General features: G+C 62.7%; 25 protein-coding genes. 17 read left to right on the top strand and 8 right to left on the bottom strand.

Features of this window, described 5'->3' with window-relative positions:
- The first annotated feature begins 71 nt into the window (after positions 1-71).
- From rpoE to pdxJ, 12 genes are all read left to right on the top strand, one after another.
- Complete coding sequence (rpoE, locus tag BHD08_RS15675) at positions 72-653, top strand: RNA polymerase sigma factor RpoE (protein ID WP_003282114.1); 582 nt, start codon at positions 72-74, stop codon at positions 651-653.
- A 31-nt stretch (positions 654-684) separates the two neighbouring features.
- Complete coding sequence (locus BHD08_RS15670) at positions 685-1,272, top strand: sigma-E factor negative regulatory protein (protein ID WP_125023422.1); 588 nt, start codon at positions 685-687, stop codon at positions 1,270-1,272.
- A gap of 8 nt (positions 1,273-1,280) precedes the next feature.
- Positions 1,281-2,222, top strand: a complete 942-nt coding sequence (locus tag BHD08_RS15665) for a MucB/RseB C-terminal domain-containing protein (protein WP_125023420.1) — start codon at positions 1,281-1,283, stop codon at positions 2,220-2,222.
- Complete coding sequence (locus BHD08_RS15660; protein WP_125023418.1) at positions 2,219-2,671, top strand: SoxR reducing system RseC family protein; 453 nt, start codon at positions 2,219-2,221, stop codon at positions 2,669-2,671. The genes BHD08_RS15665 and BHD08_RS15660 overlap by 4 nt, the downstream gene beginning before the upstream one ends.
- Positions 2,672-2,705: 34 nt before the next feature.
- On the top strand, positions 2,706-4,121 hold the full coding sequence (locus BHD08_RS15655) for a DegQ family serine endoprotease (RefSeq protein WP_015277832.1): 1,416 nt from the start codon (positions 2,706-2,708) through the stop codon (positions 4,119-4,121).
- A 191-nt stretch (positions 4,122-4,312) separates the two neighbouring features.
- A complete protein-coding gene (gene lepA, locus BHD08_RS15650) occupies positions 4,313-6,112 on the top strand; it encodes a translation elongation factor 4 (protein WP_015277831.1) in 1,800 nt (599 codons plus the stop codon).
- Between the two features lies 1 nt (position 6,113).
- Entirely contained in the window at positions 6,114-6,968 is an 855-nt protein-coding gene (gene lepB, locus BHD08_RS15645; protein WP_015277830.1) for a signal peptidase I, read from the top strand.
- A 91-nt stretch (positions 6,969-7,059) separates the two neighbouring features.
- Positions 7,060-7,437 carry a DUF4845 domain-containing protein gene (locus tag BHD08_RS15640; RefSeq protein ID WP_015277829.1) on the top strand — a complete coding sequence of 126 codons (378 nt, stop codon included), beginning with the start codon at positions 7,060-7,062 and terminating at the stop codon, positions 7,435-7,437.
- Positions 7,434-8,123, top strand: coding sequence for a ribonuclease III (gene rnc, locus BHD08_RS15635; RefSeq protein ID WP_003302298.1), 690 nt, complete (start codon positions 7,434-7,436; stop codon positions 8,121-8,123). Before BHD08_RS15640 ends, rnc begins: the two co-directional genes overlap by 4 nt.
- On the top strand, positions 8,116-9,027 hold the full coding sequence (gene era / locus BHD08_RS15630; protein ID WP_015277828.1) for a GTPase Era: 912 nt from the start codon (positions 8,116-8,118) through the stop codon (positions 9,025-9,027). Before rnc ends, era begins: the two co-directional genes overlap by 8 nt.
- A gap of 48 nt (positions 9,028-9,075) precedes the next feature.
- Positions 9,076-9,765, top strand: a complete 690-nt coding sequence (recO, locus tag BHD08_RS15625; RefSeq protein ID WP_015277827.1) for a DNA repair protein RecO — start codon at positions 9,076-9,078, stop codon at positions 9,763-9,765.
- Positions 9,758-10,504 (top strand): pyridoxine 5'-phosphate synthase, encoded by a 747-nt coding sequence (gene pdxJ, locus BHD08_RS15620; RefSeq protein WP_125023416.1) that lies wholly within the window; start codon positions 9,758-9,760, stop codon positions 10,502-10,504. Before recO ends, pdxJ begins: the two co-directional genes overlap by 8 nt.
- 128 nt (positions 10,505-10,632) lie before the next feature.
- Here pdxJ and BHD08_RS15615 read toward each other — a convergent pair whose 3' ends face one another.
- Both BHD08_RS15615 and BHD08_RS15610 read right to left on the bottom strand, forming a co-directional pair.
- Entirely contained in the window at positions 10,633-10,839 is a 207-nt protein-coding gene (locus BHD08_RS15615) for a DUF2905 domain-containing protein (protein WP_015277825.1), read from the bottom strand.
- Entirely contained in the window at positions 10,824-11,780 is a 957-nt protein-coding gene (locus BHD08_RS15610; RefSeq protein WP_125023414.1) for a LysR substrate-binding domain-containing protein, read from the bottom strand. The genes BHD08_RS15615 and BHD08_RS15610 overlap by 16 nt, the downstream gene beginning before the upstream one ends.
- A gap of 134 nt (positions 11,781-11,914) precedes the next feature.
- Here BHD08_RS15610 and BHD08_RS15605 point away from each other — a divergent pair, with 134 nt between their 5' ends.
- On the top strand, positions 11,915-12,190 hold the full coding sequence (locus BHD08_RS15605) for a hypothetical protein (protein ID WP_177412688.1): 276 nt from the start codon (positions 11,915-11,917) through the stop codon (positions 12,188-12,190).
- 12 nt (positions 12,191-12,202) lie between these two features.
- On the opposite strand, the gene cmoB is transcribed toward BHD08_RS15605, so the two are convergent.
- The 5 genes from cmoB to lon form a co-directional block, all read right to left on the bottom strand.
- Positions 12,203-13,165, bottom strand: a complete 963-nt coding sequence (gene cmoB, locus BHD08_RS15600; protein ID WP_125023412.1) for a tRNA 5-methoxyuridine(34)/uridine 5-oxyacetic acid(34) synthase CmoB — start codon at positions 13,163-13,165, stop codon at positions 12,203-12,205.
- Entirely contained in the window at positions 13,162-13,938 is a 777-nt protein-coding gene (gene cmoA, locus BHD08_RS15595; protein ID WP_177412687.1) for a carboxy-S-adenosyl-L-methionine synthase CmoA, read from the bottom strand. Before cmoA ends, cmoB begins: the two co-directional genes overlap by 4 nt.
- 27 nt (positions 13,939-13,965) lie before the next feature.
- Positions 13,966-14,535 carry a hypothetical protein gene (locus BHD08_RS15590; protein WP_015277820.1) on the bottom strand — a complete coding sequence of 190 codons (570 nt, stop codon included), beginning with the start codon at positions 14,533-14,535 and terminating at the stop codon, positions 13,966-13,968.
- 86 nt (positions 14,536-14,621) lie between these two features.
- Positions 14,622-15,023: a protease inhibitor I42 family protein gene (locus tag BHD08_RS15585; RefSeq protein WP_015277819.1), complete on the bottom strand. Its 402-nt coding sequence runs from the start codon at positions 15,021-15,023 to the stop codon at positions 14,622-14,624.
- Between the two features lie 147 nt (positions 15,024-15,170).
- Complete coding sequence (gene lon / locus BHD08_RS15580; protein WP_125023408.1) at positions 15,171-17,558, bottom strand: endopeptidase La; 2,388 nt, start codon at positions 17,556-17,558, stop codon at positions 15,171-15,173.
- A gap of 173 nt (positions 17,559-17,731) precedes the next feature.
- Between lon and BHD08_RS15575 the strand changes: the two genes are divergently transcribed.
- The 3 genes from BHD08_RS15575 to putP all read left to right on the top strand — a co-directional run bounded on the left by BHD08_RS15575 (position 17,732) and on the right by putP (position 23,583).
- A complete protein-coding gene (locus BHD08_RS15575; RefSeq protein ID WP_015277817.1) occupies positions 17,732-18,487 on the top strand; it encodes an AraC family transcriptional regulator in 756 nt (251 codons plus the stop codon).
- A gap of 251 nt (positions 18,488-18,738) precedes the next feature.
- Positions 18,739-21,900, top strand: a complete 3,162-nt coding sequence (gene putA / locus BHD08_RS15570; protein ID WP_125023406.1) for a bifunctional proline dehydrogenase/L-glutamate gamma-semialdehyde dehydrogenase PutA — start codon at positions 18,739-18,741, stop codon at positions 21,898-21,900.
- 198 nt (positions 21,901-22,098) lie between these two features.
- Positions 22,099-23,583, top strand: coding sequence for a sodium/proline symporter PutP (gene putP, locus BHD08_RS15565; protein WP_125023403.1), 1,485 nt, complete (start codon positions 22,099-22,101; stop codon positions 23,581-23,583).
- Between the two features lie 106 nt (positions 23,584-23,689).
- Here putP and BHD08_RS15560 read toward each other — a convergent pair whose 3' ends face one another.
- Complete coding sequence (locus tag BHD08_RS15560; protein ID WP_014819536.1) at positions 23,690-23,914, bottom strand: DUF3203 family protein; 225 nt, start codon at positions 23,912-23,914, stop codon at positions 23,690-23,692.
- A gap of 227 nt (positions 23,915-24,141) precedes the next feature.
- Between BHD08_RS15560 and BHD08_RS15555 the strand changes: the two genes are divergently transcribed.
- Positions 24,142-26,154 carry a TonB-dependent receptor gene (locus BHD08_RS15555; protein WP_125023401.1) on the top strand — a complete coding sequence of 671 codons (2,013 nt, stop codon included), beginning with the start codon at positions 24,142-24,144 and terminating at the stop codon, positions 26,152-26,154.
- The last annotated feature ends 34 nt before the right edge of the window (positions 26,155-26,188 follow it).

Raw genomic sequence — 26,188 nt, 5'->3', positions numbered from 1 at the left:
GCCCGGGTCTATTCTGGCAGGTCGGTTCACTGGTGTGAGCGACGCCACTCCGCTACTGGGGAGGTGCGCTCATGTTGACTCAGGAGCAGGACCAGCAGCTGGTTGAACGAGTGCAGCGTGGGGACAAGCGGGCGTTTGATCTGCTGGTAATGAAATACCAGCACAAGATCCTTGGGTTGATCGTGCGATTCGTGCATGACTCCCATGAAGCTCAGGATGTCGCCCAAGAGGCGTTTATAAAAGCCTACCGTGCACTCGCCAATTTTCGCGGTGACAGCGCTTTTTATACTTGGCTGTACCGCATCGCCATCAATACGGCGAAGAATCATCTGGTGGCGCGTGGAAGGCGGCCGCCAGACAGTGATGTGAGTTCCGAGGATGCAGAGTTCTACGAAGGCGATCATGCCCTCAAGGATATCGAGTCACCGGAGCGCTCGCTGCTCAGGGATGAGATTGAAGATACCGTTCATCGAACTATTCAACTTTTGCCGGAAGATTTGCGTACCGCTCTAACACTGCGCGAATTTGATGGTCTTAGTTATGAAGACATTGCGAGCGTCATGCAGTGTCCGGTGGGCACAGTGCGTTCTCGAATCTTTCGAGCGCGAGAAGCCATAGATAAAGCGTTGCAACCCTTGTTGCATGAATCCTGAGACAGCGGCGACAGCCAAGAGAGGAACCGCCATGAGTCGTGAAGCCCTGCATGAATCGCTGTCCGCGGTGATGGATAACGAAGCGGACGAGTTGGAATTACGTCGTGTGCTAGCAGGCGACAACCCGGAGCTGCGTGCTACCTGGTCGCGTTATCAACTTGCCCGTGCCGCCATGCATAAGGAGTTGATTGAGCCGCGTCTGGACATCGCCTCCGCGGTGTCTGCTGCGCTGGCCGATGAAGCAGCCCCGGTCAAGGCGCAGCGCAATGGCTGGAAGAGCCTGGGTCGTCTGGCAGTCGCAGCTTCGGTGACCGTGGCTGTTCTGGCTGGTGTGCGTCTGTACAATCAGAACGAGGTGGCGGGGCCGCAACTTGCTCAACAGGCACCGCAGCCGAGCATTGCTGTTCCGCAGACCAATCAAGGGCCGACAGTGCTTGCGGGTTACAGTGAGCAGGCGGAAGCCCCGGCCCAGGCTGCGGCAGACGGCGCCCCGGTTGAGCGCTGGCACGAAGAGCGTCTGCCTTCCTATGTGCGCCAACATGCGCAGCAAGCTGCCTTTAGTAATGGATCGGAGAGCGCGCTGCCATACGCTCGTGCGGCCAGCATGGAAGAACGTTAGGGAGAAACATGCGCGTATTACCGCTGTATGTGGTGATTGGGGGCTGGCTATCGATGCCGGCCCTTGCTGCTGATGCTGAATCCTGGATGGGCCGCCTCGCAATGGCGGAGCAGAAGCAGAGTTATGCAGGTACGTTCGTTTACGAACGCAACGGTAGCTTTTCCAGTCATGCTGTGTGGCAGCAGGTCGAAGCCGGTCGTGTGCAGGAGCGTTTGTTGCAGCTTGACGGCGCGCCTGCTGAAGTCGTGCTGGTCGACGGGCAAATGCAATGCGCGACCGATGAGCTAGCTGCTCAGGTGCGTGAAGCCCAGGCATGGCACGGACAGCGTCTCGATCCGAAAGCCCTTTCCGAATGGTACGAGTTTCGCCAGATCGGCGATTCGCGGGTCGCCGGCCGACCAGCTGTCGCACTCGCTGTCGTTCCGCGAGACCAGCATCGCTATGGGTTTGAACTGCACCTTGATCGCGATACCGCCTTGCCACTCAAGTCGCTGATGCTCAATGAAAAGGGGCAGTTGCTCGAACGCTTCCAGTTCACGCATTTTTCCACCGACATCGATACGCAGCAGCTGACCGCGAGTTCCGGCTGCAAGGCGGTTTCCATCAGCAAGCGAGAAGCCAATCTGTCTTCCGCATGGAGATCGGATTGGTTGCCAGCTGGATTCAAGCTGCTGGACGCCAATCAGCGACCGAGCCCTGCATCATCGGAGACCGTGTCATGGCTCTCTTACGGTGATGGTCTGGCGAAGTTCTCTGTATTTTTGGAGCCTCTGCGGGGCGCATTGGTTGAAGATGCGCGCAGCCAGATGGGGCCGACGGTGGCTGTGTCCAAGCGAATCAGCACCGCCGATGGCGATGTGATGGTGACCGTAGTCGGTGAAATCCCACTCGGCACGGCTGAACGAGTGGCGCTCTCCATGCGGACCGGTGCAGAACAGGCGCAGCGATGATCGAAGAGCCGGGGCGGGTGGTTGCGCTGGATTGTGGCGCCGTATGGGTCGAAACGCGGCGCAAAAGCACCTGTTCCGGTTGCTCTGCCAAGAGTGGCTGCGGCCAAGGGCTGATGGATAGCCTGGGTGTGCGCGAACGCCGCGGTCTGATTCGGGCGCTGAGCGATCTTCACCTGCAGGTCGGTGATTCTGTAATCGTTGGCATTCGCGAGGATGTATTGCTGCGCGGTGCTGTCCTTGTCTATCTTCTGCCCTTGATCATGCTGATGGCGGCGGCGGCGACTGCGGCCCAGTTTTCGGCGCGTGAGCCTGTTGTCATTCTGGCCGGGCTCGGAGGGTTCTGCGTATCCTGGCTTTTCGTGCGTATACGAAGCCGGCATACAGCAAGCGATCCGAAACTGCAGGCAGTGGTTTTACGCGCCATGCTCGCGGGGCCAGCGAGTCCCTGAGCTTCTTGTTTTGTAAGTGGGGAGACTTGTAGTCATGTTCAATCGAAACGGCTGCTTCGCTTTCGTAGCGGGGCTGGCATTGCTTGGGCAAGCCACGCTGGCACAGGCGGATCTGCCTGACTTCACGCCGCTGGTGGAGAGTGCCTCGCCAGCGGTAGTCAATATCAGCACCAAGCAAAAGGTTCCTGCGCGGGGCGCAACGGCCCAGATGCCAGAGCTGGAAGGCCTGCCACCAATCTTTCGTGAATTCTTCGAGCACAGCATCCCGCAGATGCCGGGCGCGCCTGGCCGCGGGCAGCAACGTGAAGCGCAGTCCCTGGGCTCGGGTTTCATCATTTCCGACGACGGCTACGTGCTGACCAACAATCATGTGGTCGCTGGCGCCGACGAAATCATCGTGCGCCTGCCGGATCGCAGCGAACTCGAAGCCAAGCTGATCGGTGCTGATCCACGCTCCGATGTGGCGGTGCTGAAGGTCGAGGGCAAGGGGCTGCCGACCGTTAAGATCGGGCGCTCCGACGAGCTGAAGGCGGGCGAGTGGGTGCTTGCCATTGGCTCGCCGTTTGGTTTCGACCATACGGTGACTGCCGGTATTGTCAGCGCCACCGGTCGTAGCCTGCCCAATGAAAGTTATGTTCCATTCATTCAGACGGACGTTGCGATCAATCCGGGTAACTCCGGGGGGCCGCTGTTCAATCTGAAGGGCGAAGTAGTTGGTATCAATTCGCAGATATTCACTCGCTCTGGCGGCTTCATGGGCCTGTCTTTCGCCATTCCGATTGATGTGGCAATGGATGTGGCCAATCAGTTGCGCACGGACGGCAAGGTCAATCGTGGCTGGCTTGGCGTGGTGATACAGGAAGTGAACAAGGATCTGGCCGAGTCCTTCGGGCTCGAGCGACCGGCGGGTGCTTTGGTGGCGCAGGTGATGGATGGCGGACCGGCTGCGCGCAGTGGGCTTCGCGTCGGGGATGTGATCCTCAGCCTTAATGGCAAGCCGATCGTCATGTCCGCGGACCTGCCGCATCTGGTCGGTGCGCTCAAGCCCGGCAGCAAAGCGCGAATGGAAGTCGTGCGTGATGGTGATCGCAAGATGCTGGACGTCAGCATCGGCGCCATGCCTGAAGAGGGCGAGCCGGTTGCTGCGTCCGGTGGCGGCCAGGAGCGCAGCGACAATCGCCTGGGCGTGAAGGTGACCGAGTTGACCGAGGAACAGAAGAAGAGCCTCGATCTGCCAGGTGGCGTGGTGATCACCGAGATCCTCAATGGACCGGCGGCCATGATTGGGCTGCGCCCAGGCGATGTGATCACCCATCTGAACAATCAGGCGATCAACTCCGCAGCAACCTTCGGTCGGGTGGCCGAGCAACTGCCGAAGAACCGCTCGGTTTCGATGCGCGTGTTGCGACAGGGGCGTGCCAGTTTCATCACGTTCAAGCTGGCCGAATAACGTCGGTGAAGGAAAACAGAAAGGGTGGTCAGCAGACCGCCCTTTTTTGTTTTCGACGTACCTGAAACGAGCGTGAACGCTGCCGGTCGGCGCGCGGATGGCTTGTGCGTGGCACTGCCGAGGCTGATCAGTTACACTTCGCGGCTATTTTCGGCGGGCAATCGGCCCGCGTCTTTTCCGAGTGTTGAGCTGTGAGTGACCTGAGTCATATCCGCAATTTTTCCATCATCGCCCATATCGATCACGGCAAGTCGACCCTGGCAGACCGTTTCATCCAGATGTGCGGTGGTCTGACCGAGCGTGAAATGGAAGCCCAGGTGCTGGACTCGATGGATCTCGAGCGCGAGCGCGGCATTACCATCAAGGCCCACAGCGTCACGCTTTATTACCCCGCCCGCGACGGCAAAACCTACCAGCTGAACTTCATCGACACGCCCGGTCACGTCGACTTCACCTATGAAGTCAGTCGTTCGCTGGCCGCCTGCGAGGGCGCGTTGCTGGTGGTTGACGCCGGCCAGGGCGTCGAGGCGCAGTCGGTCGCCAACTGCTACACGGCGATCGAGCAGGGCCTGGAAGTGATGCCCGTGCTGAACAAGATGGACCTGCCGCAGGCCGACCCGGAGAAGGTCAAGGACGAGATCGAGCACATCATCGGTATCGATGCCACCGACGCGGTTGCCTGCAGTGCCAAGAGCGGCATGGGCGTCGATGAGGTGCTCGAGCGACTGGTCGCAGTGATTCCTCCGCCGACCGGTGATATCGAGGCGCCCTTGCAGGCGCTGATCATCGACTCCTGGTTCGACAACTACTTGGGCGTCGTCTCGCTGGTGCGGGTACGCCACGGTCGCATCAAGAAGGGCGACAAGGTGCTGGTGAAATCCACCGGCAAGGTCCATCAGGTGGACAGCGTCGGCGTATTCAATCCCAAGCACACTGCCACGGCTGACCTGAAGGCCGGTGAAGTCGGCTTCATCATCGCCGGCATCAAGGATATCCACGGTGCCCCGGTGGGCGACACTCTGACGCTGTCGAGCACACCCGATGTGGAAATGCTGCCCGGCTTCAAGCGCGTCAAGCCGCAGGTCTACGCCGGCCTGTTCCCGGTCAGCTCGGACGATTTCGAGGATTTCCGTGAAGCGCTGCAAAAGCTGACCCTGAACGACGCGGCGCTGCAGTACGAGCCGGAAAGCTCCGACGCGCTGGGCTTCGGCTTCCGCATCGGCTTCCTCGGCATGCTGCACATGGAGATCATCCAGGAGCGCTTGGAGCGCGAATACGATCTGGATCTGATTACCACAGCACCGACCGTGGTCTACGAAATCCTGCTGAAGAACGGCGACACCATCTACGTCGACAGTCCGTCCAAGCTGCCGGATATGTCGTCCATCGAGGACATGCGCGAGCCGATCGTGCGCGCCAACATCCTCGTGCCGCAAGAGCATCTGGGCAACGTCATCACGCTGTGCATCGAGAAGCGCGGGGTGCAGCGCGACCTGCAGTTCCTCGGCACTCAGGTGCAGGTGCGCTACGACCTGCCGATGAGCGAGGTGGTGCTGGACTTTTTCGATCGCCTGAAGTCCTGCAGTCGCGGCTATGCCTCGCTGGATTACAGCTTCGAGTGCTTCCAGTCGGCCAACCTGACGCGCCTGGACATCCTCATCAACGGCGACAAGGTCGACGCGCTGGCGCTGATCGTTCATCGCGACAACGCCCATTACAAAGGCCGCATCCTCGTCGAGAAGATGAAAGAGCTGATTCCACGGCAGATGTTCGACGTGGCGATTCAGGCGGCCCTCGGCGGCCAGATTGTCGCGCGCAGCACCGTCAAGGCGCTGCGCAAGAACGTTCTGGCCAAGTGCTACGGTGGTGACGTCAGCCGTAAGCGCAAGCTGCTTGAGAAGCAGAAGGCGGGCAAGAAGCGCATGAAGCAGGTCGGCAACGTCGAAATCCCGCAAGAGGCCTTCCTCGCCGTGCTGAAGGTGGATAGCTGACATGTCGATCAACTTCCCGTTGTTGCTGGTTATTGCGGTGGCCGTGTGTGGCCTGTTGGCGTTGAGCGATTTGTTGTTCTTCGCACCTCGTCGCCGGGCTGCGATCGCCAACTATGAAGGGCGCACCGGGGAAATCGATCCATCGACGCTCGACGCGTTGAACAAGGAACCGGTACTGATCGAGTACGGCAAGTCGTTCTTCCCGGTATTGGCCATCGTGCTGGTGCTGCGTTCGTTTCTTGTCGAACCTTTCCAGATCCCGTCCGGGTCGATGATCCCGACGTTGGAGGTTGGCGATTTCATCCTGGTGAACAAGTTTGCCTACGGCATTCGTCTGCCGGTGGTGGATACCAAGGTCATCGAGGTCAGTGATCCGAAACGCGGCGACGTCATGGTGTTCCGCTATCCCAACGAACCGAGCATCAACTACATCAAACGGGTTGTCGGTGTGCCCGGCGACGTTGTGCGCTACAGCAGCGACCGACGTCTGTTCGTCAACGATCAGCCGGTTGCCGAGACGCTGGTGGGCGAAGAGCCGGGTAGCCTCGGCAGCGCCGTGCTGTATCGCGAGAAACTGGGTGAGGTCGAGCACCTGATCCGCAAGGAAATGGGGCGTTACCGCATCGAGCCGAGCCGGCAATGGACCGTTCCGGCCGAGCATTACTTCATGATGGGTGACAACCGCGATAATTCGAACGACAGCCGCTATTGGCAGGACGAGTCGATTCCCGCCGAGCTTGCCGGCATGGTCCCGGATCGCAATATCGTCGGCAAGGCCTTTGCTGTCTGGATGAGCTGGCCTGATCCGAAGCTCAGCAACCTGCCGAATTTCTCCCGCGTGGGCCTGATTCACTGAAGCTGTGAATTGCGGCGCTCGCTGGGCGAACCTGGCTCGCTATATTTGTCCTGCCCCGATCGGTGGGTATCGCAACGACATAGAGGTCGACATGAGTTTTGCGCGTTCGCAAAAAGGGCTGTCCATGCTGAGCTGGATCATGGTCCTGGCGGTTGTGGCGTTTATGGCAAGCACCGGGTTCAAGATGTTCCCGCATTATTTTGACTACATGTCCATGGACAAGATCATTCAGTCCGTGGAAACCGACGAAGCGCTTGAGATTCGCAGCGTTGGGGAGTTTTATAACCATGTAAGCAAGGGGATGCAGGTCAACGGCATCCAGAACATCGATCTCAGGGATGCGCTGAAGGTCGAGATCCAGAACAACGAGTTCAGGGCGCACCTGAAATACGAAAAACGCGAGCCGCTGATCCGCAATCTCGATCTGGTGGCGAACTTCGACAAAGAATATCGCCTAAGGATGCCGTGAGCACTTCGTTAGCCCGTCTCGAGCGCAGGCTCGGTTATCAATTCAAGGACCAGGAGCTCATGCTCCTGGCCCTGACCCATCGTAGCTACGCCGGACGCAACAACGAGCGTCTGGAGTTCCTTGGCGACGCCATCCTTAACTTCGTCGCCGGCGAGGCACTGTTCAATCATTTTCCGCAGGCTCGTGAAGGGCAGCTGTCGCGGCTGCGCGCTCGGCTGGTCAAGGGCGAGACGCTTGCGGTGCTGGCGCGTGGTTTCGAGCTTGGCGAATACCTGCGCCTGGGCTCCGGTGAACTCAAGAGCGGCGGCTACCGTCGCGAATCGATTCTGGCAGACACACTCGAGGCACTGATCGGCGCCATCTATCTTGACGCCGGGATGGACGTTGCCCGCGAGCGGGTCGTTGCCTGGCTGGCTAACGAGCTGCAGGGCCTGACCCTGGTCGATACCAACAAGGACCCGAAGACACGGCTGCAGGAATTTCTGCAGTCGCGTGCCTGCGAGCTGCCGCGTTACGAGGTGGTGGACATCCAGGGCGAGCCGCATTGCCGCACCTTCTTCGTCGAGTGTCAGGTGGCTTTGCTGAACGAAAAAACGCATGGGCAGGGCGCCAGTCGCCGCATTGCCGAACAGGTTGCCGCGGCAGCCGCACTGATCGCCCTGGGCGTGGAGAACGGACATGACTGACGAACAGCTACAACCCGAAGACGTCAGCCGTTGCGGTTACGTGGCGATCGTCGGCCGGCCGAACGTCGGCAAATCGACGCTGCTCAACCATATCCTCGGGCAGAAGCTCGCGATCACCTCGCGCAAGCCGCAAACCACCCGCCACAACATGCTCGGCATCAAGACCGAAGGCAGCGTGCAGGCGGTTTATGTCGATACGCCCGGGCTGCACAAGAACGGTGAAACCGCGCTGAACCGCTACATGAACCGCACGGCAGCATCGGCGTTGAAGGACGTCGACGTGGTGATCTTCGTCGTCGACCGCACCCGCTGGACCGACGAGGACCAAGCGGTGCTTGAGCGAGTTCAGTACGTCACCGGTCCGCTGATCATCGCGGTCAACAAGACTGACCGTGTCGAAGACAAGGCCGAGCTGCTGCCGCACCTGCGCTGGCTGGCCGAACAGCTGCCGAATGCCGAGATCGTTCCGATATCGGCGCAGCACGGCCAGAACCTGGAAACGCTGGAAAAACTGGTCGCTGATCGCTTGCCAGAGAGCGAGCATTTCTTTCCGGAAGACCAGATCACCGACCGCAGCAGCCGCTTCCTCGCCGCAGAGCTGGTGCGCGAGAAGATCATGCGTCAGCTTGGTGCCGAGGTGCCTTACCAGATCACCGTGGAGATCGAGGACTTCAAGCAGGAAGGCCGCGTGCTGCACATCCACGCGCTGATTCTGGTCGAGCGTGACGGGCAGAAGAAGATCATCATTGGGGACAAGGGCGAGCGCATCAAACGCATCGGCCAGGAAGCGCGCAAGGACATGGAGGTATTGTTCGACTCCAAGGTCATGCTCCACCTGTGGGTCAAGGTGAAGGGTGGCTGGTCTGACGACGAGCGTGCGCTGCATTCGCTGGGCTACCAGTAAGCGCCGACCCGCAATCACCCGTGCGCATCGCGCACCTTCTGGCCCGCCATGCACCAGCCTGCTTTCGTTCTGCACAGTCGCCCGTACAAGGAAAGCAGCGCGCTGGTCGACCTGTTCACCCCGCAGGGTCGGCTGCGTGCCGTCATGCGTGCAGCGCGAGGCAAGGCCGGTAGCTTGATTCGTCCGTTCGTGACTCTCGAAGTGGAGCTGCGCGGCAAATCGGAGCTGAAGACCGTTGCCCGTCTCGAAAGCGCTGGGCCGTCGCACTGGCTCGATGGCCAGGCGTTGTTCAGCGGCATGTACCTCAACGAGCTGCTGATACGCCTGCTACCGATGGAGGACGCGCACCCCGCGCTGTTCGATCATTACGTCGCCACCCTGCCGGCTCTGGCCGCACACCGCCCCCTCGAGCCGCTGCTGCGCGCCTTCGAATGGCGGCTGCTTGACGAGTTGGGCTATGGTTTTGCCCTTGATGTAGATATCGCCGGGGAGCCGATCGACCCGCGGCGGCAGTACCAGCTTTTGCCTGATGCCGGCCTAGAAGCGGTCGCCGGGTTTCAGCCGGGGCTGTTCAACGGCGCGGAACTTCTCGCAATGGCTGAGGCCGATTGGCAGATGCCGGGGGCGCTCGCGGCGGCCAAGCGACTGATGCGCCAAGCCCTGGCACCTCATCTGGGCGGCCGACCGCTGGTCAGCCGCGAACTGTTCATGAATCTGAAGGAGGCCCCGCGTGACTGAAGCCAATCGAATCCTGCTCGGCGTCAACGTCGACCATGTCGCCACCCTGCGTCAGGCTCGCGGGACCCGCTATCCGGACCCGGTCAAGGCCGCGCTGGACGCCGAAGAAGCCGGCGCAGACGGCATTACCGTGCACCTGCGCGAAGATCGCCGGCATATCCAGGAACGCGATGTGCTGATGATGAAAGATGCTCTGCAGACGCGAATGAACTTCGAGATGGGCGTGACCGAGGCGATGCTGGCCTTTGCCGAGCAGCTGCGCCCGGAGCACGTCTGCCTGGTTCCGGAAACCCGTCAGGAACTGACCACCGAGGGCGGGCTGGACGTCGCCGGTCAGGAGGCGCGTATTCGTGAGGCGGTGGAGCGTCTGCGTGGCTGTGGCGCGGAAGTCTCGCTGTTCATCGATGCCGATCCGCGGCAGATCGAGGCGGCCGCACGGGTCGGCGCACCGGCCATCGAACTGCACACCGGGCGCTATGCCGATGCGCACAGCGTGGCCGAGCGTGCCTGCGAGCTGGCGCGCATTCGCGATGGCGTCGAAGCCGGGCTGAACCATGGGCTGATCGTCAATGCCGGGCACGGCCTGCATTACCACAACGCCGAGGCCATCGCCGCCATCCGTGGCGTCAATGAGCTGAACATCGGCCACGCCATCGTCGCCCATGCGCTGTTCGTTGGCTTCAAGCAGGCGGTCAAGGAAATGAAGCACTTGATCCTGAGCGCGGCGGCACGGGGCTGAAAAAAACCAGGGGCTTCAGTCTCGGAGATACCAAGAGGTTGGTTGCACGGGTAGCCAGAGTGATGCGCGGGCAAGCCCGCTGCTCAGGGCATTGGGGAGCCAGGAAGGCTTCCGTGCTAAAGCGACCTTTAACGACGGAACAGGTTGACCAGCACGCTCAGCACAATGCTCAAAATCACCATTGAGGTGATCGGAATGAATACCCGGCTGCGCTCGGACTCGATGCGAATGTCGCCGGGCAGCCGGCCGAACCAGTTCAGCAACCAGGGAAAGTAGTGCCAGGCAACGCCAAGCAGGAGTAGTGCCGCGCCTGCGATGATCATCCAGCGTGCCATTTCATTCCCTCGTTTGGCTCGGCTCGACGGCCGCCGCGCGGGTTTCGATATTCGACGAAGGCGGCGATTACCTGTTCTGCCAGGATGTCGACCGCTTCGCTCCGATTGCTGCCACGCAGCAGGTTGATTCGATAGTCACCCAACTGCGGTAGTCCGTACTGCCCATCCAGGCATTGCAGGGGAGGGCGCAGCAGGCTCGCCGGGTAGGGCGCGATGGCTAGATCGGCGATCATGGCCGCTTCCTGGCCGGAGGTCTGCTCGCTCGAATAGGCGATACGGTAATGGCGGCCGATCCGATCGAGCGCATCCAGGGCCTGCCGACGCCAGGCGCAATCGGGGCTGGCCAGCGCCAGGGGCAGCGGCGAGCGCAGCGCCGCGATACCGCCGCTGCGCCCGGCCCACACCAGCGGTTCGCTATGCACCGGTTCGCCCCGCGAATCATCCTGGCCGAGGTTGCCAATGGTGACCAATGCCAGGTCGAGTTCACCGGCGTCGATGCGCTCGATCATGTCGATGCTGCGGGCTACCGAGACGTCCACCTCGACGCCGGGATGACTGCGCGCGAATAACGCCAGCAGGCCGGGCAGGATACGTGTACCGACATCCGCCGGGGTGCCGAAGCGTACCCGGCCCTGCAGCGTCGGCTGGCGGAACTGGGCGACCGCTTCTTCGTTGAGCTTGAGCAGGCGCCGCGCATAGCCGAGCAGCGTCTCACCGGCCGGTGTAAGGCGCACCTGCCTGGCTTCGCGTACAAACAATGAGTGCCCGAGGGTCTCTTCGAGGCGTTTGATCTGCATGCTGACGGCGGAGGTACTGCGATAGATCTGCCCGGCGGCACGGGTGAAGCTGCCGCTTTCCGCGATCGCGACGAAGGTACGCAGGACATCGCTTTCCAGCAACGGCGTAGCGGAGGCAGGCGTTTGTTCGAGTGGTGCTGTCATGTGTGCGCTTCAGTTTTTCTGAACGAAGACTTTCATATTAGTCGTTTGTCTGAACGATCAACCCCCGCTCATCCTGTCGGTAACCGGTGGCGCCACAGCCAGTGAGCGGTCACCCGAGCGAAGCGGAGGTGAGCATGACGGTCGAACAACGCAAGAACGCCGCGCGACAACAAGCCGAGCCCCAGGTACCGGATTTCTATATGCCAGCCATGTGGCCGCTGGATATGCAGCGCAGCTTGCACGATTGGTTTTGCGCCTGGCGGCAACGACGGCTGTATCGGCAATTGCTGCAATTGGATGATCGCGAGCTGGCCGCGCGCGATCTGGATCGGCAACGCATCAGCGCAATGGCCGACATGCCCTTGCGGCAACGGGTGGCGCAGCGCCGAGCATCCAGGGGCCGGCGCTGAACGACTAGTCGACTAAGGCTTGCGGGCCAGCAGCACTGCGCGCATGGGTGCCGGCAGGCCTTCGATGGTTTTGCCGTGGTCTTCTGGATCAAGGAAGTCGGGCAGTGACTGATAACGCATCCACTCGGTGCTGCGCTGTTCCTCGATGCTGGTCACGCTGACGTCCACGCAGCGCACGTCGACGAAACCGGCGCGGCGCAGCCAGCATTCCAGCGCTTGCACCGAGGGCAGGAACCAGACGTTGCGCATCTGTGCGTAGCGGTCTTCCGGTACCAGTGCGGTGTTCTCGTCGCCCTCGACCACCAGTGTTTCCAGCACCAGCTCGCCGCCGCGGACCAGACAGTCCTTCAGATCGAGCAGGTGATCGATGGGGGAGCGGCGATGGTAGAGCACGCCCATGGAAAAGACCGTCTCGAAGCCTTCGAGCCTGGCCGGCAGCTCTTCCAAAGCGAACGGCAGATGCCAGACCGGCAGCTCCTGCAGGTAGCGCTTCATTGCATGAAACTGGCAGAAGAACAGCCAGTTCGGGTCCACCCCGACCACGCTGTCGGCGCCGGCGCCGAGCATGCGCCACATGTAGTAGCCGTTGCCGCAACCGACATCGAGGATGCGTTTGCCGGCGAGATCCAGGTGCGGTGCAACCCGCTCCCACTTCCAGTCCGAGCGCCATTCGGTATCGACGTGTACGCCAAACACATCGAATGGGCCCTTGCGCCATGGCGATAACCCCATCAGCGCATCGTGGGTGGCCTGGCGCGTGGCGTCGTCACAGATTGCGTCGAGGCGGAAGCCGTCACGCAGTTCGACTTGCACGGGCGCCAGCGCTGGCAGGGCGTCGACGGCTCGGCGCCAGCGCGGCAGGTCGCCGTGGCCGACGGCAAGTTTGGCATCCAGCTGCTGCTGAACGCTGTTGGCCCAGGCCGCGAGAGGGGTGCCGGCCAGGCGCCAGGCGAGAGGAGTCAGGTCGAGATTCATGGCAGGGCGATCAGCGAAGCGAAATTCAGGCATTGGAACCAGGGCACGACCTTGGAAAAGCCGGCGTCGAGCAGGCGCTGGCGATGGGTTTCCAAGCTATCGGGCTTCATCACGTTCTCGATAGCGCTGCGTTTCTGCGCAATCTCCAGTTCGCTGTAGCCATTGGCACGCTTGAAGGCGATATGCAGATCGGTCAGCAGTTGTTGTTCGCTGTCATCGTCGAAACGCAGTTTCTCGGACAGGAGCAGTGCCCCGCCGGGTACCAGCGCCTGGCGGATGCGGCCGAGCAGGGCAGGACGCTGTTCCGGCGCAATGAATTGCAGGGTGAAGTTCAACGCCACCAGTGAACTTGGCCGGAACTCCAGAGCCAGGATGTCGCCCTCGATAACCTCGACCGGCAGCAGCTCCTGGAACATCGAATCCTGCCCGTGCAGGTATTCGCGGCAGCGCTCGACCATCGCCGCTGAGTTGTCCACCGCGATCACCTGGCAGTTGTCGACCTTTACGTGGCGGCGCAGAGCCTGGGTGACCGCACCCAACGAGCAGCCGAGGTCGTAGAGGTGGGTATGTGGCTGCGCGAACTGCGCGGCGATCACGCCGATGTTTTCGACAATCGTTGGATAGCCGGGAACGGAGCGCTTGATCATGTCGGGAAACACGCGCACCACGTCCTCGTTGAATACGAAGTCGGCGATCTGCGCCTGCGGGGTGGCATAGATTCGGTCGGGAAGTTGCGTCACGGCTGTGTTCCGGCGAAGCAAAAAGGCGCGCATTTTAGCCCAAGTGCGCGTCAGGTTCGCTTATTTCAGCTGGTCGGAAAGAAACTCACCGGCACCCTGCAGTGGCCCGAGCGGATTGCGCTGTACCTGATAGCGGCGGATCTGCGGTTCGCCATTGCTGACCTTGTGTACCAGCGTGTCGTCCACCAGTACGAACACCGCTCGCAGGTTCCAGCCCTGCACCTGGCGGTTCTTGCGGAAGTTCAGCACGTCGGCCCAGAAGCTGCCGACGCGCTGGCTGTCGGTCTGGGTATATTCGAAGGCGTAGCCAGTGCAGCGGTCCTTGGCCTGGAGGCAGGTCACCAGGCTGTCCGGCAGGTATTCGATCGGAATGTTCGGTTGGACGAACAGCTGCCTGACATCCAGAAACGAGAGGATGCGGCCATTACCGCCATGCTGTGGGTCGAAACCCAGCTTGAACAGCTCGACGCGGGTCGTGCTGCCCGGGGTGGCACGGGCGAAGCTGGTCTCGGCGTCGAGATAGTCGCGGAAACCGGAGCTGACCTCGGCGCGTTCACTGGGTAGCAGGTTGCCGCAGCCAGCAAGCAGCGGCAGCGCACAGCAGAGCAGGCACAATCTGAAGCCGTCCATGACATGTCCCCCCGACTACGTTGTCCCTGTAATCGGTATAGGCGATTTTCGGCTGTGGCGCTGGGGATCCGTGCCGCTGGTATCGATTATTTCACACGGATACGGCAGTCGAAGCGCTGAGCCGGGGCGACTTCGCGCTCCCAGGGCCTGGCGTACTCGAGTGCCAGGTTCGCCTCGCCGCTGGTGGCCGCGCGGAAACGCCAGGTCGACACCCCGGCACCGCCGACGACTCCGGCTTTCTCGGGAACGGTGTAGACCTCGGGGCCGAGCAGCTTCAGCTGGGGTGCGCCGTCGGAACGGAGCGACCAGCGAAAGCCCGTGGTCGGGTTGCTCGGCAGTCGCAGGTTGAATTCCTGACCTTGGCTCAGCTGCATGGGCTGGCAGCTGCGGGCCTGATTATCCAGCGTAAGGGTATTGGGCGCCTGCTGTGCGCAAGCGCTGAGCAGAAGTGCGGCGGCAGGCAATAACGCGCGACGGACGAAGAGCATGGAGCGGCACCAGTCGGATTGGTTGCCGAGAGGATAGCTGCCCCGGTGCCTCAGCCCAAGCCTTGAGTCCCTGTGGCCGAGGCTACGAATGCTCGGCTCTGCTGGTCGCGGCCGTCAGGCAAGGGTGCCGCTTACCTGGCGTTGCCTTCAGAACAGCACCTTGGCCACGTCGGCGAAGCGCTTGGCGAAGTGCACCGTCAGCCCTTCCTTCAGGTAGTCCGGCAGCTCTTCGAAGTCGCCGCGGTTGGCTTCCGGCAAGATCAGCTCGAAAATCTTCTGCCGCCGCGCCGCGATCACCTTTTCGCGTACCCCGCCTATCGGCAGCACATGGCCGGTCAGCGTCAGCTCGCCAGTCATCGCCACGCCTTTCTTCGGCGGCTGGTTGCGCGCCAGCGAGAGCAGCGCGCTGGCCATGGTGATGCCGGCGCTGGGGCCGTCCTTGGGCGTGGCGCCTTCCGGCACGTGCAGATGGACGAAGGCCTGATCGAAGAATTGCGGGTCGCCTTTGAAGGTCTTCAGGTTCGAGCTGACGTAGCTGTAGGCGATTTCCGCCGACTCCTTCATCACCTCGCCGAGCTTGCCGGTGAGCTTGAAGCCGCGGTTTAGCGTATGGATGCGCGTCGCCTCGATCGGCAGCGTGGCGCCGCCCATGCTGGTCCAGGCAAGGCCGGTGATCACGCCGACCCCGGAGAGCACCTGTTCGCTGCGGAACACCGGCTTGCCGAGGTAGCTTTCCAGGTCCTTCGGCGTGATCTTCAGCACCGCTTGTGGATCTTCCAGCAACTGCACCACCGCCTTGCGCACGAGCTTGCCCAGCTGCTTTTCTAGCTGACGCACGCCGGCCTCGCGGGCATAGCCCACGATCACCGCTTTCATGGCGCTGTCGCTGATGGCGAGTCGCGCTTTCGGCACCCCGGTCTTGTCCAGCAGCTTGGGCCACAGGTGGCGCTTGGCGATCGCCAGCTTCTCCTCGGCGATGTAGCCGGACAGGCGGATCACCTCCATGCGGTCGAGCAGCGGGCCGGGAATCGAGTCCAGGGTGTTCGCCGTGCAGACGAACAGCACCTTGGACAGGTCCAGGCGCAGGTCCAGGTAATGGTCGAGGAATTCGACGTTCTGTTCCGGGTCCAGCGTTTCCAGCAGCGCCGAGGCGGGATCACCCTGGTAGCTGCTGCTGAGCTTGTCGATCTCATCGAGCATGATCACCGGGTTCATCACCTCGACATCCTTGAGCGCCTGCACCAGCTTGCCGGGCAGGGCGCCGATGTAGGTGCGGCGGTGGCCCTTGATCTCCGCCTCGTCGCGCATGCCGCCGACGCTGAAGCGATAGAACGGCCGACCGAGGGATTCGGCGATGGACTTGCCGATGCTGGTCTTGCCCACGCCCGGCGGGCCGACCAAGAGCACGATGGAGCCGGCGATTTCGCCCTTGAAGGCACCGACGGCGAGGAATTCGAGGATGCGGTTCTTGATGTCATCAAGCCCGGCGTGATGCTTGTCCAGCACCTTGCGCGCGCGCTTGAGGTCGAGTTTGTCCTGGCCGTAAACGCCCCAGGGCAGGGCGGTGGCCCAGTCCAGGTAGTTGCGGGTGACGGCATATTCCGGTGAGCCGGTCTCGAGGATCGACAGCTTGTTCAGTTCCTCGTCGATGCGCTTCTGCGCGGCCGGCGGCACCACCTTGCCTTCCAGTCGCGCGCGGAACTCGTCGGCATCGGCGCTCTTGTCGTCCTTGGTGATGCCCAGCTCGCGCTGGATGATCTTCAACTGTTCCTTGAGGAAGAACTCGCGCTGGCGCTCGCCGATCTTGCGGTTCACCTCGCCGGTGAGCTCCTTCTGCAGGCGCGCCACCTCGACTTCCTTGCGGAGCAGTGGCAGCACCTTCTCCATGCGCTTCAACACCGGCACGGTATCCAGCACTTCCTGCAATTCCACGCCCGGCGCGGTGGTCAGCGCGGCGGCAAAGTCCGACAGCGGCGACGGATCGTTGGGGCTGAAGCGGTTCAGGTAGTTCTTCAGTTCTTCGCTGTACAGCGGGTTGAGCGGCAACAGCTCCTTGATCGCGTTGATCAGCGCCATGCCGTAGGCCTTCACCTCGTCACGCGGATCGTCATCGCTCTTCGGATAGTCGACCTCCACCAGATAGGGCGGCTTGCGCCGCAGCCAGCCGCGGATACGCACCCGTGCCAGGCCTTGCGCGACGAACTGCAGCTTGCCGCCTTCCTGGGTGGCATGGTGCACGCGGACCATAGTGCCGTGTTCCGGCAGGCTGTCAGGGTCGAAGGTCGCCATATCCAGCACAGGCGAGTCGACGAAGAACAGCGCGACCCGCTGGTGCGGCGTCTTCGCCACGCGCTCCAGGGTCTCGGCCCAGGGATCTTCGTTGACGATCACCGGCAACACCTGGGCCGGGAAGAAAGGCCGGTTGTGCACGGGAATGATGTAGAGCTTGTCCGGTAGCTGCTGGTCAGGCAGTACGAGGCCATTGGAAGAAATGATTTCCTGCTCGATATGGTCCTGATTGACGTCGTCGTTCATGCAGCACCCGTTGCGAATACGTGCACCTTAGATGGGTGGTGGCGCGGATGATTTCAATCCCGTCGCGCGGGGGTGGGCACCTCGCGCGGGGTCCGGTAAAGTGCCGATGGTCTGTTCCCTTTCGGCATGGCTTCCGAACGACGCGGCGACAGACCCAGCCTCAGGTGCCAACCATGCTCAACGCCCGTCTGCTTCGCCTGGATGATCAGACCCACCAGCACGCCCACGACTATCACCAGCTGGTGATGTCGCTCTCTGGGCGTGCGGAATTCGAGGTCAACGGCACGGGCGGCGAGGTTTGTCGGATGCGCGCCTGTCTGGTGCCGGGCGATGCCGATCACGGCTTCGCCGGCATGGGCGACAACCGCATGCTGATCATCGATCTGGACGAGCAGGATGTCGGCACCGAAGACCCGGAGCTGCTGGCTCGGCTGTTCGAAGCGCCGCGCTATCCGGCGCTGGATGCCGATTTCCAGAACCTGCTGGCCTACGCCGGCGCCGAGCTGGCGCGCTACGGCAGCGATCCGCTGCTGGCCCGGGCGCTGGGCGGCGTGCTGTTGCGGGCGCTGCACTTGCGACTATTTGGTGAATCGCTGCAGCGCCCCGTTGGACCGCTCGATATCCAGCGGCTGGACAGCCATATTCAGGACAACCTGGCGCGACGCATCACCGTCGCCGAGCTGGCCCAGGTCGTCTGCCTCAGCCCCAGCCATTTCCACGCCCAGTTCAAGGACTGTGTCGGCCTCACGCCACACCAGTACCTGCTCAAGACCCGCCTCGACCGTGCTGCCCGCCTGCTGCGCGAAACGCCGCTGCCGCTGGTGCGGATTGCCGAGGAGTGCGGCTTCTCCAGCCAGAGCGCATTGACCACGGCGACCCGTCGCTATCTGGGTCTGACCCCTCGCGGATTGCGCAAGTCAGACTGCTGATCGCCCTGTTTTCGGGCTCTTCAGCTACCAGACACATATTCCTGCGCCATTCTGGTGCGCTTTCATTGCCTCCGTGTTTCGGCGTCCGGCTTTCGTAGTTTTTTGTAAAACTTCCGTAGTTTTGCGCAAGAACGACGCGCTGTGCTGCCCCTACATTCCGTCTCCCGACCTGGCTCATTGTCTTGTGCTGCACCAACAGCCTGGCCGTGGACTAGACCTATAAGCAGACACAATCACAAGAGGAGCGGCGCATGTTCAAGGCCGGTCACGTGCTGGATGGCGCCTTCGCCAACCAGAAAGCCGCGGAATTCTTTCCCGCCATCAGCGCCAACTACAGCGTTGACGAGGCGCAATATCTCACCGAACTGTTGCAGCTTGCCGATCCCGGCGAGGCAGGCATTGCCGCCATTCGCGAGCGTGCGCGCAGCCTGATCGAAGCGGTTCGCGGGCGCGACAATGCCGTCGACACGCTCGATGCGCTGCTGCGCCAATACAGCCTGGATACCCAGGAAGGGCTGATGCTGATGTGTCTGGCCGAAGCGCTGCTGCGGGTGCCGGATGCCGCCACCGCCGACGCGCTGATCCGCGACAAGCTCAACGCCGCCGAATGGGAACGTCACCTCGGCCAGAGCGACAACGTGCTGGTCAACTTCGCCGCCTGGGGGCTGGTGATGACCGGCAAGGTGGTCGATCCGGAAACCGCCGATGGCCGGCCGAAGAACGTCATCGGTCGCCTGCTCAAACGCTCTGGCGAACCGGTGATCCGCGGCGCGATGAATCAGGCGATGAAGTTGATGGGCAAGCAGTTCGTGCTTGGCCGGACCATTTCCGAAGCCTTGAAGAACGGCCGTCCCGAGCGCGAGAAGGGCTACACCTACTCCTTCGACATGCTCGGCGAGGCCGCGCTGACCGCCGAAGACGCCGCCAAGTACATGGCCGACTACCGTCAGGCCGTGGAAACCGTCGGTGCCGAGCCGCAGGTCGGCAAGGGCCCGCGTCCGTCGGTGTCGATCAAGTTGTCGGCGCTGCATCCACGTTACGAAGTCGCCCAGCGCGAGCGCGTGCTCACCGAGCTGTTTGGCAGTGTCCGTGAACTGGCCATCCTCGCGCGGCGGTTGAACGTCGGTATCACCATCGATGCCGAAGAGGCCGATCGCCTGGAGCTATCGCTGGAACTGTACGAAAAGCTCCTGCGCGACCCGGCCATCGCCGGCTGGGGCGAGTTCGGTCTGGTGATCCAGGCGTACTCCAAGCGCTGCCTGCCGGTGCTGGTCTGGCTGACCTTACTCGGTCGCGAGCTCGGCGAGCGCATTCCGCTGCGCCTGGTTAAAGGCGCCTACTGGGACAGCGAGATCAAGCAGTGCCAGGTTCAGGGCCTGGACGGCTATCCGGTCTACACCCGCAAGGAAGGCACCGACACCTCGTATCTCGCGTGCGCGCGCTACCTGTTGTCCGAGCACACCCGTGGGGTGATTTACCCGCAGTTCGCCAGCCACAACGCGCATACGGTCAGCTGCATTTTGGCCATGGCCGAGGGAACCTCGCAGCCGCGTGAGTTCGAGTTCCAGCGCCTGCACGGCATGGGCGATGCCCTGTACGACACGGTGATCGAGAAGTACGGCAAGAACGTGCGCATCTACGCGCCGGTCGGTGCGCACAAGGATCTTCTTCCCTATCTGGTGCGTCGCCTGCTGGAGAACGGCGCCAACTCGTCCTTCGTTCACCAGCTGGTCGACCCGCGCGTGCCGGTCGAATCGCTGATCGATCATCCGGTCACCCAGCTGCGCAGATTCGCCGCGCCGGGCAACCCGCGCATTCCGCTGCCGCCGGCGCTGTTCGGCAACCGCAAGAACTCTCAAGGGATCAACATGAACATCCAGAATCAATGGACCGAACTGGCCAGCGCCTATCAGCCCTTCCTCGAGCGCCAGTGGCAAGCCGCACCGGTCATCAGCGGCCGGACCCTTGCCGGTACGCCGTCCGAGGTGCGTTGCCCTTATGAGCTGAACAAGGTCGTCGGCCAGGCGCAGTTCGCCAGCGCCGACCAGGCGCGTCAGGCCATCGATCGCCTGGCAGCCTACTGGCCGACCTGGAATGCCACCCCGGTGGGAACCCGCGCTGCGGTGCTGGAACGCCTGGGCGATCTACTGGAGCAGCACCGCGCCGAGCTGATGGCGCTATGTACGGTGGAAGCCGGCAAGTCGCTGCAGGATGGCATCGATGAGGTACGCGAGGCGGTGGATTTCTGCCGCTACTACGCCCAGCAGGCGCGGCTGAAGCTTGGCCGCGAAGAGCTCAAGGGCCCGACCGGCGAGCGTAACGAGCTGTTCCATGAAGGCCGCGGCGTGTTCGTCTGCGTCAGCCCGTGGAATTTCCCGCTGGCGATCTACCTCGGCCAGATCACCGCGGCACTGGTGGCCGGCAACACCGTGTTGGCCAAGCCGGCCGAGCAGACCAGCCTCATCGCCGCGCGAGCGCTGGAGCTGATGTTCGAAGCCGGCCTGCCGCAGGAGGCGATCGCCTTCCTGCCCGGCGACGGCGCCACCCTGGGTGGCGTGTTCTGTCGCGATCCGCGCGTGGTCGGCGTGTGCTTCACCGGTTCGACCGACACGGCGCGCATCATCAACCGCCAGCTGGCCGAGAAGGAAGGCCCGATCGCGACGCTGATCGCCGAGACCGGTGGGCAGAACGCGATGATCGTTGATTCCACAGCGCTGCCCGAGCAGGTCATCAAGGATGCCGTCGGCTCCGCCTTCACCAGTGCCGGCCAGCGCTGCTCGGCGTTGCGCGTGCTCTACGTGCAGCGCGACATCGCCGACCGGGTCATCGACCTGCTCAAGGGCGCCATGGCCGAGCTCAGGGTCGGCCCGACCCATCTGCGCGAGAACGACATCGGTCCGGTGATCGATCAGGAAGCCCGCGAAGGCCTGTTGGCGCACATCCAGCAGCTCAAGAGCGAAGGGCGCCTGATCGCCGAAGCGACACTGCCGGCTGGTCTGAACGGTCATTTCGTGGCGCCGGTGGCCTTCGAGATCGACGGCATTCACCAGCTGAAGAAGGAACATTTCGGTCCGGTGCTGCACGTGGTGCGCTACGACGCGGCGGATCTGGAAAAGGTGGTCGCGGCGATCAACGGTACCGGCTACGGCCTGACCCTCGGCGTGCACAGCCGCAACGAGGAAACCGCCGAACGCATCGAGCAACTGGCGCGGGTCGGTAACCTCTACGTCAATCGCAACCAGATTGGTGCGGTGGTCGGCGTGCAGCCGTTCGGCGGATGTGGCCTGTCGGGTACTGGCCCGAAGGCGGGTGGGCCCAGCTATCTGCTGCGTTTCGCCAACGAACGCACCACCTCCACCAACACCACCGCGGTGGGCGGCAACGCCTCGCTGCTGTCGCTGGGCGACGACTGAACACCCGCCCGTGCTTCGTCACCGGCCGCACGCGCGGCCGGATCACAACAACAAATGGACAGTTGGCGGACGCTCTTCCGCCACTGACGGGCCCCGTTGGGTCTGTCACAGGTGATGGCCTTGTCGCCATCGCCCTCTGCCAAGGTGCGATGCGGGTCCGCTCGCGTTGCGCCGAACAACAACTAACGAGGGACACACATGAGCATCAGTACACCCACGCTGATCACCTTTCTGATCTACATCGCGGCGATGATCCTGATCGGTTTCATCGCTTATCGCGCTACCAAGAACTTCGACGACTACATCCTCGGCGGTCGCAGCCTCGGCAGCTTCGTCACCGCGCTGTCGGCCGGTGCCTCGGACATGAGCGGCTGGCTGCTGATGGGCCTGCCCGGCGCGATCTTCGTCGCCGGCCTGTCGGAAAGCTGGATCGCCATCGGCCTGATCGTCGGCGCCTGGCTCAACTGGCTGTTCGTCGCCGGCCGTCTGCGCGTGCACACCGAGCACAACCATAATGCCCTCACGTTGCCGGACTATTTCTCGCACCGCTTCGAGGACGAGAGCCGCATGCTGCGGATCTTCTCCGCGCTGGTGATTCTGGTGTTCTTCACCATCTACTGCGCTTCCGGTGTGGTCGCTGGCGCGCGGCTGTTCGAGAGCAGCTTCGGCGTGCCGTACGAGTACGCACTGTGGATCGGCGCCGCGGCGACCATCCTCTATGTGTTCATCGGTGGCTTCCTCGCGGTGAGCTGGACCGATACCGTGCAGGCCACGCTGATGATCTTCGCCCTGCTGATCACCCCGGTGTTCGTCATCCTCGCCCTCGGCGACATGGGCGCCGCGATGGACACCATTGCCACGCAGAACCCGGCGGCCTTCGACATGTTCAGCGGGCTCTCCTTCGTTGCGATCATCTCGTTGCTGGCCTGGGGCCTGGGCTACTTCGGACAGCCACACATCCTGGTGCGCTTCATGGCCGCCGACTCGATCAAGACCATTCCCAACGCCCGCCGCATCGGTATGGCGTGGATGATCCTGACACTGGCGGGCGCCGTGGCGGTGGGCTTCTTCGGTATCGCCTATTTCGCTGGCCATCCTGAGCAGGCTGGTCCTGTGAGCCAGAACGGCGAGCGGGTGTTCATGGAGCTGGTGAAGATCCTGTTCAACCCGTGGGTTGCGGGGATCATTCTGTCCGGCGTACTGGCGGCGGTGATGAGCACGCTTAGTGCGCAGTTGCTGGTCAGCTCCAGCGCGCTGACCCAGGACTTCTACAAGGCGATGCTGCGCAAAAGCGCGTCGCAGACCGAGCTGGTGTGGGTTGGCCGCGCGATGGTGCTGCTGATCGCGCTGATCGCCATCGGCATCGCCTCCAACCCGGAGAGCAAGGTCCTGGGCCTGGTGTCGTACGCCTGGGCCGGCTTCGGCGCGGCGTTCGGTCCGGTGGTGCTGATCTCGCTGCTGTGGAAGCGCATGACCCGCAACGGCGCGCTGGCCGGCATGCTGGTCGGTGCCGTTACTGTGGTGGTGTGGAAGGAATTCATCGGTCTGGGCCTGTACGAGATCATCCCTGGCTTCATCCTTGCCAGCATCGCCATCTTCGTGGTGAGCAAGATGGGCGCCGAGCCGGCCCCGAGCATCATCAAGCGCTTCGAGGAAGCCGACGCGGATTATCACGCCGGTTGACCTGCGCAGGGTGGCTATGACCGCCTAGACCACCATAGGCCGGTTCCGGCCATCCACCCTAGCACCAGAACCCCGGCTAGCCGGGGTTCTGCGTTTCTGGTCGTGGTCAGTCGTCCGCTACCAGGTTGGAGCGGTCGTCAACCGCACCCGCCGCGATCAGGTGTTCGGCTTCGTCTTCCGGCACATGGATGCTGGTGCCGTCGATATTCATCACCGACATACGTGCCTGGGGATCGGTGGTGATGCGGACGTCCATCAAGGCGCTGCGGTGCGTATTGCCGTTGATAACCACGGCGCAGGTGCCGGTGGTGGTATCGATGTCTACGGTCATGATCTGTCTCCCGAAGCGGTGCAAAAGCCGGGCGCGGGTCGCACGGCGTTTCCATTTCGACCACGTCTAAGGCCCTTCCGTTGTGATCGTCGTCAGAAAAACAGTGTTAAACGTTACGATATAACATGTTAAGTTCTCGCCCCGCGAAGCTGGCGCCGCTACCGGTTGCCGGCGCACAGCCGTCTTCGGTTGCCTCGCAAGGCAACCGCCACTGTCTGGAGAGTCACATGAAACTGAAGCGTCACCCCCTGGCCTGGGCGATCAGCCTGGCCCTGGTTCCGGCTGCCTGGGCTGCCGAGCCGGTCGAATTGCAATCGGTCGTGGTCAGCGCCAGCGGTCTGGGCAAGCAGAGCCATGAGATGACTACGCCGGCTGCCGTGATGGAGGGAGACGAGCTGGTGCTGCGTCGAGAGGCGACGCTGGGGGAAACGCTGGAAAGCCTGCCGGGTGTACGCTCCAGCAGCTTCGGTGCCGGTGCGGCGCGTCCGGTGATTCGTGGACTGGACGGTGCGCGGGTCAAGGTGCTGAGTGATGGCGTGGAGTTGCTCGATGCTTCGACCATAAGCCCCGACCATGCGGTGACCAGCGAACCGCTACTGGCTGAGCGCATCGAGGTGCTCAAGGGACCGGCAACCCTGCTCTACGGTGGCGGCGCCATCGGCGGTGTGGTCAACGTCATCGACAAGAAGATTCCCACCCGCGTGCCGGAGAAGGGCTACGAAGGCGAGCTGGAGCTGCGCGCCAACAGCGTCGCCAATGAAGGGGCAGGGGTGTTCGGCATCACGGCGGGTAGTGGCAACTTCGCGGTGCGCGCCGAGGGCACCAAGCGCCAGGCCGACCCGTATGAAATCCCCGGCTCACCGAGCAAGCAGGAAGGCTCCTACAACGACACCGACAGCTTCAACCTGGGCGCCAGTTTCATCGGCGAGCGTGGCTACATCGGCATGGCCTATGGCGAGCAGAACAACCGCTACGGGCTGCTGGGCCACGAACACGCCGAATGTCATCTGGACGGCATTCAGTGGCACTGCGGTGAGCATGATGACGATGATGAGGACGATCATGACGACGAGGGCGGCGTGCCTTATGTCGACATGCGCCAGAAGCGCTGGGATCTGCGTGGCGAGCTGAGCGATCCGCTGCCGGGCTTCGAGCTGGCGCGGCTGCGCATCGGCCACAGCGACTATCAACACAAGGAAATCGAAGGCGGTGAAGTGGGCACCCGCTTCAACAATGACGCCACCGACGCCCGCCTTGAACTGACCCATCAGCCGCTGTTCGGCTGGCGCGGCGTGCTCGGCGCACAGACCCTGCGGCGTGACTTCGAAGCCCTCGGCGAGGAGGCCTACGTGCCGCAGACGCTGACGCGCAACCACGGCCTGTTCCTGCTCGAGGAATACACCGCCGGCGCCTGGCGCTATGAACTCGGCCTGCGTCACGAATGGCAGGACATCGATGCCGATGGCCGCCCGGATACCGATCACAGCGGCACCTCGATGTCCGCCGGTGCGGTCTGGACCTTCGCTCCGCAGTACTCGCTGGGCTTCTCGCTGACGCGCTCGCAACGCCTGCCCAGCGCCGAAGAGCTTTACGCCAACGGCCCGCATGCCGCGACCCGCACCGTCGAGCTGGGTAATGTCGACCTGGAGGAGGAAACCTCGCACAACGCCGAGATCACCCTGCGCAAGTTCGCCGGCCGCACGACCTTCAGCCTGAGCGTTTTCCGCAACGAGGTGGACGACTTCATCTACGCCGCCGATACCGGCAACGACATCGGTGGCGGCTACCGCGAGATCGAGTACCGCCAGCAGGACGCCGTGCTCACCGGGGCGGAAGGGGAGGTGCGCTTCCAGGCGACCGACGCCACCGCCTTCACCCTGTTCGGCGATCACGTGCGCGGCAAGTTGCGCGACGGTGGCGGCGACCTGCCACGCATCCCGGCCGATCGCCTTGGCGTGCGGCTGGATCAGAGCTTCACCCCAGCGCTCAATGGTCAACTGGAGTTCTATCGCGTGCAGCGTCAGGACGAGCTGGCCGATTACGAAAGCGAGACCGGCGGCTACAACATGCTCGGTGCCAGCCTGGGTTACAGCGGCTCGCTGAACCAGACCGATTACCTGCTCTACCTCAAGGCCAACAACCTGCTGGACGAGAAGGCCCGCCAGCACACGTCCTTCATCAAGGACGACGTGCTGCTGCCCGGGCGCAACCTGACCGTAGGCATGCGCCTGGCGTTCTGATCCGGCTGATTGCCACGGCGCAAGGGTCGGCACC

Origin of the sequence: Pseudomonas sp. SCT, assembly GCF_003864275.1 — a bacterium.
GTDB lineage: Bacteria > Pseudomonadota > Gammaproteobacteria > Pseudomonadales > Pseudomonadaceae > Stutzerimonas > Stutzerimonas stutzeri_AE.
Note: the sequence above shows the minus strand (reverse complement) of the source record. Positions and strands in the feature narration are given on the sequence as shown.

What these genes read in the sequence shown, in the direction of transcription:
- BHD08_RS15555 (WP_125023401.1), top strand. Translation starts at nt 24,142, where the DNA reads ATGAAACTGAAGCGTCACCCCCTGGCCTGGGCGATCAGCCTGGCCCTG.
- putA (WP_125023406.1), top strand. Translation starts at nt 18,739, where the DNA reads ATGTTCAAGGCCGGTCACGTGCTGGATGGCGCCTTCGCCAACCAGAAA.
- BHD08_RS15665 (WP_125023420.1), top strand. Translation starts at nt 1,281, where the DNA reads ATGCGCGTATTACCGCTGTATGTGGTGATTGGGGGCTGGCTATCGATG.
- BHD08_RS15560 (WP_014819536.1), bottom strand. Translation starts at nt 23,914, where the DNA reads ATGACCGTAGACATCGATACCACCACCGGCACCTGCGCCGTGGTTATC.
- BHD08_RS15655 (WP_015277832.1), top strand. Translation starts at nt 2,706, where the DNA reads ATGTTCAATCGAAACGGCTGCTTCGCTTTCGTAGCGGGGCTGGCATTG.
- BHD08_RS15610 (WP_125023414.1), bottom strand. Translation starts at nt 11,780, where the DNA reads ATGACAGCACCACTCGAACAAACGCCTGCCTCCGCTACGCCGTTGCTG.
- lepB (WP_015277830.1), top strand. Translation starts at nt 6,114, where the DNA reads ATGTCGATCAACTTCCCGTTGTTGCTGGTTATTGCGGTGGCCGTGTGT.
- BHD08_RS15660 (WP_125023418.1), top strand. Translation starts at nt 2,219, where the DNA reads ATGATCGAAGAGCCGGGGCGGGTGGTTGCGCTGGATTGTGGCGCCGTA.
- putP (WP_125023403.1), top strand. Translation starts at nt 22,099, where the DNA reads ATGAGCATCAGTACACCCACGCTGATCACCTTTCTGATCTACATCGCG.
- BHD08_RS15605 (WP_177412688.1), top strand. Translation starts at nt 11,915, where the DNA reads ATGACGGTCGAACAACGCAAGAACGCCGCGCGACAACAAGCCGAGCCC.
- BHD08_RS15585 (WP_015277819.1), bottom strand. Translation starts at nt 15,023, where the DNA reads ATGCTCTTCGTCCGTCGCGCGTTATTGCCTGCCGCCGCACTTCTGCTC.
- recO (WP_015277827.1), top strand. Translation starts at nt 9,076, where the DNA reads ATGCACCAGCCTGCTTTCGTTCTGCACAGTCGCCCGTACAAGGAAAGC.
- BHD08_RS15615 (WP_015277825.1), bottom strand. Translation starts at nt 10,839, where the DNA reads ATGGCACGCTGGATGATCATCGCAGGCGCGGCACTACTCCTGCTTGGC.
- BHD08_RS15575 (WP_015277817.1), top strand. Translation starts at nt 17,732, where the DNA reads ATGCTCAACGCCCGTCTGCTTCGCCTGGATGATCAGACCCACCAGCAC.
- cmoB (WP_125023412.1), bottom strand. Translation starts at nt 13,165, where the DNA reads ATGAATCTCGACCTGACTCCTCTCGCCTGGCGCCTGGCCGGCACCCCT.
- era (WP_015277828.1), top strand. Translation starts at nt 8,116, where the DNA reads ATGACTGACGAACAGCTACAACCCGAAGACGTCAGCCGTTGCGGTTAC.
- lon (WP_125023408.1), bottom strand. Translation starts at nt 17,558, where the DNA reads ATGAACGACGACGTCAATCAGGACCATATCGAGCAGGAAATCATTTCT.
- rpoE (WP_003282114.1), top strand. Translation starts at nt 72, where the DNA reads ATGTTGACTCAGGAGCAGGACCAGCAGCTGGTTGAACGAGTGCAGCGT.
- cmoA (WP_177412687.1), bottom strand. Translation starts at nt 13,938, where the DNA reads ATGCGCGCCTTTTTGCTTCGCCGGAACACAGCCGTGACGCAACTTCCC.
- BHD08_RS15670 (WP_125023422.1), top strand. Translation starts at nt 685, where the DNA reads ATGAGTCGTGAAGCCCTGCATGAATCGCTGTCCGCGGTGATGGATAAC.
- BHD08_RS15590 (WP_015277820.1), bottom strand. Translation starts at nt 14,535, where the DNA reads ATGGACGGCTTCAGATTGTGCCTGCTCTGCTGTGCGCTGCCGCTGCTT.
- BHD08_RS15640 (WP_015277829.1), top strand. Translation starts at nt 7,060, where the DNA reads ATGAGTTTTGCGCGTTCGCAAAAAGGGCTGTCCATGCTGAGCTGGATC.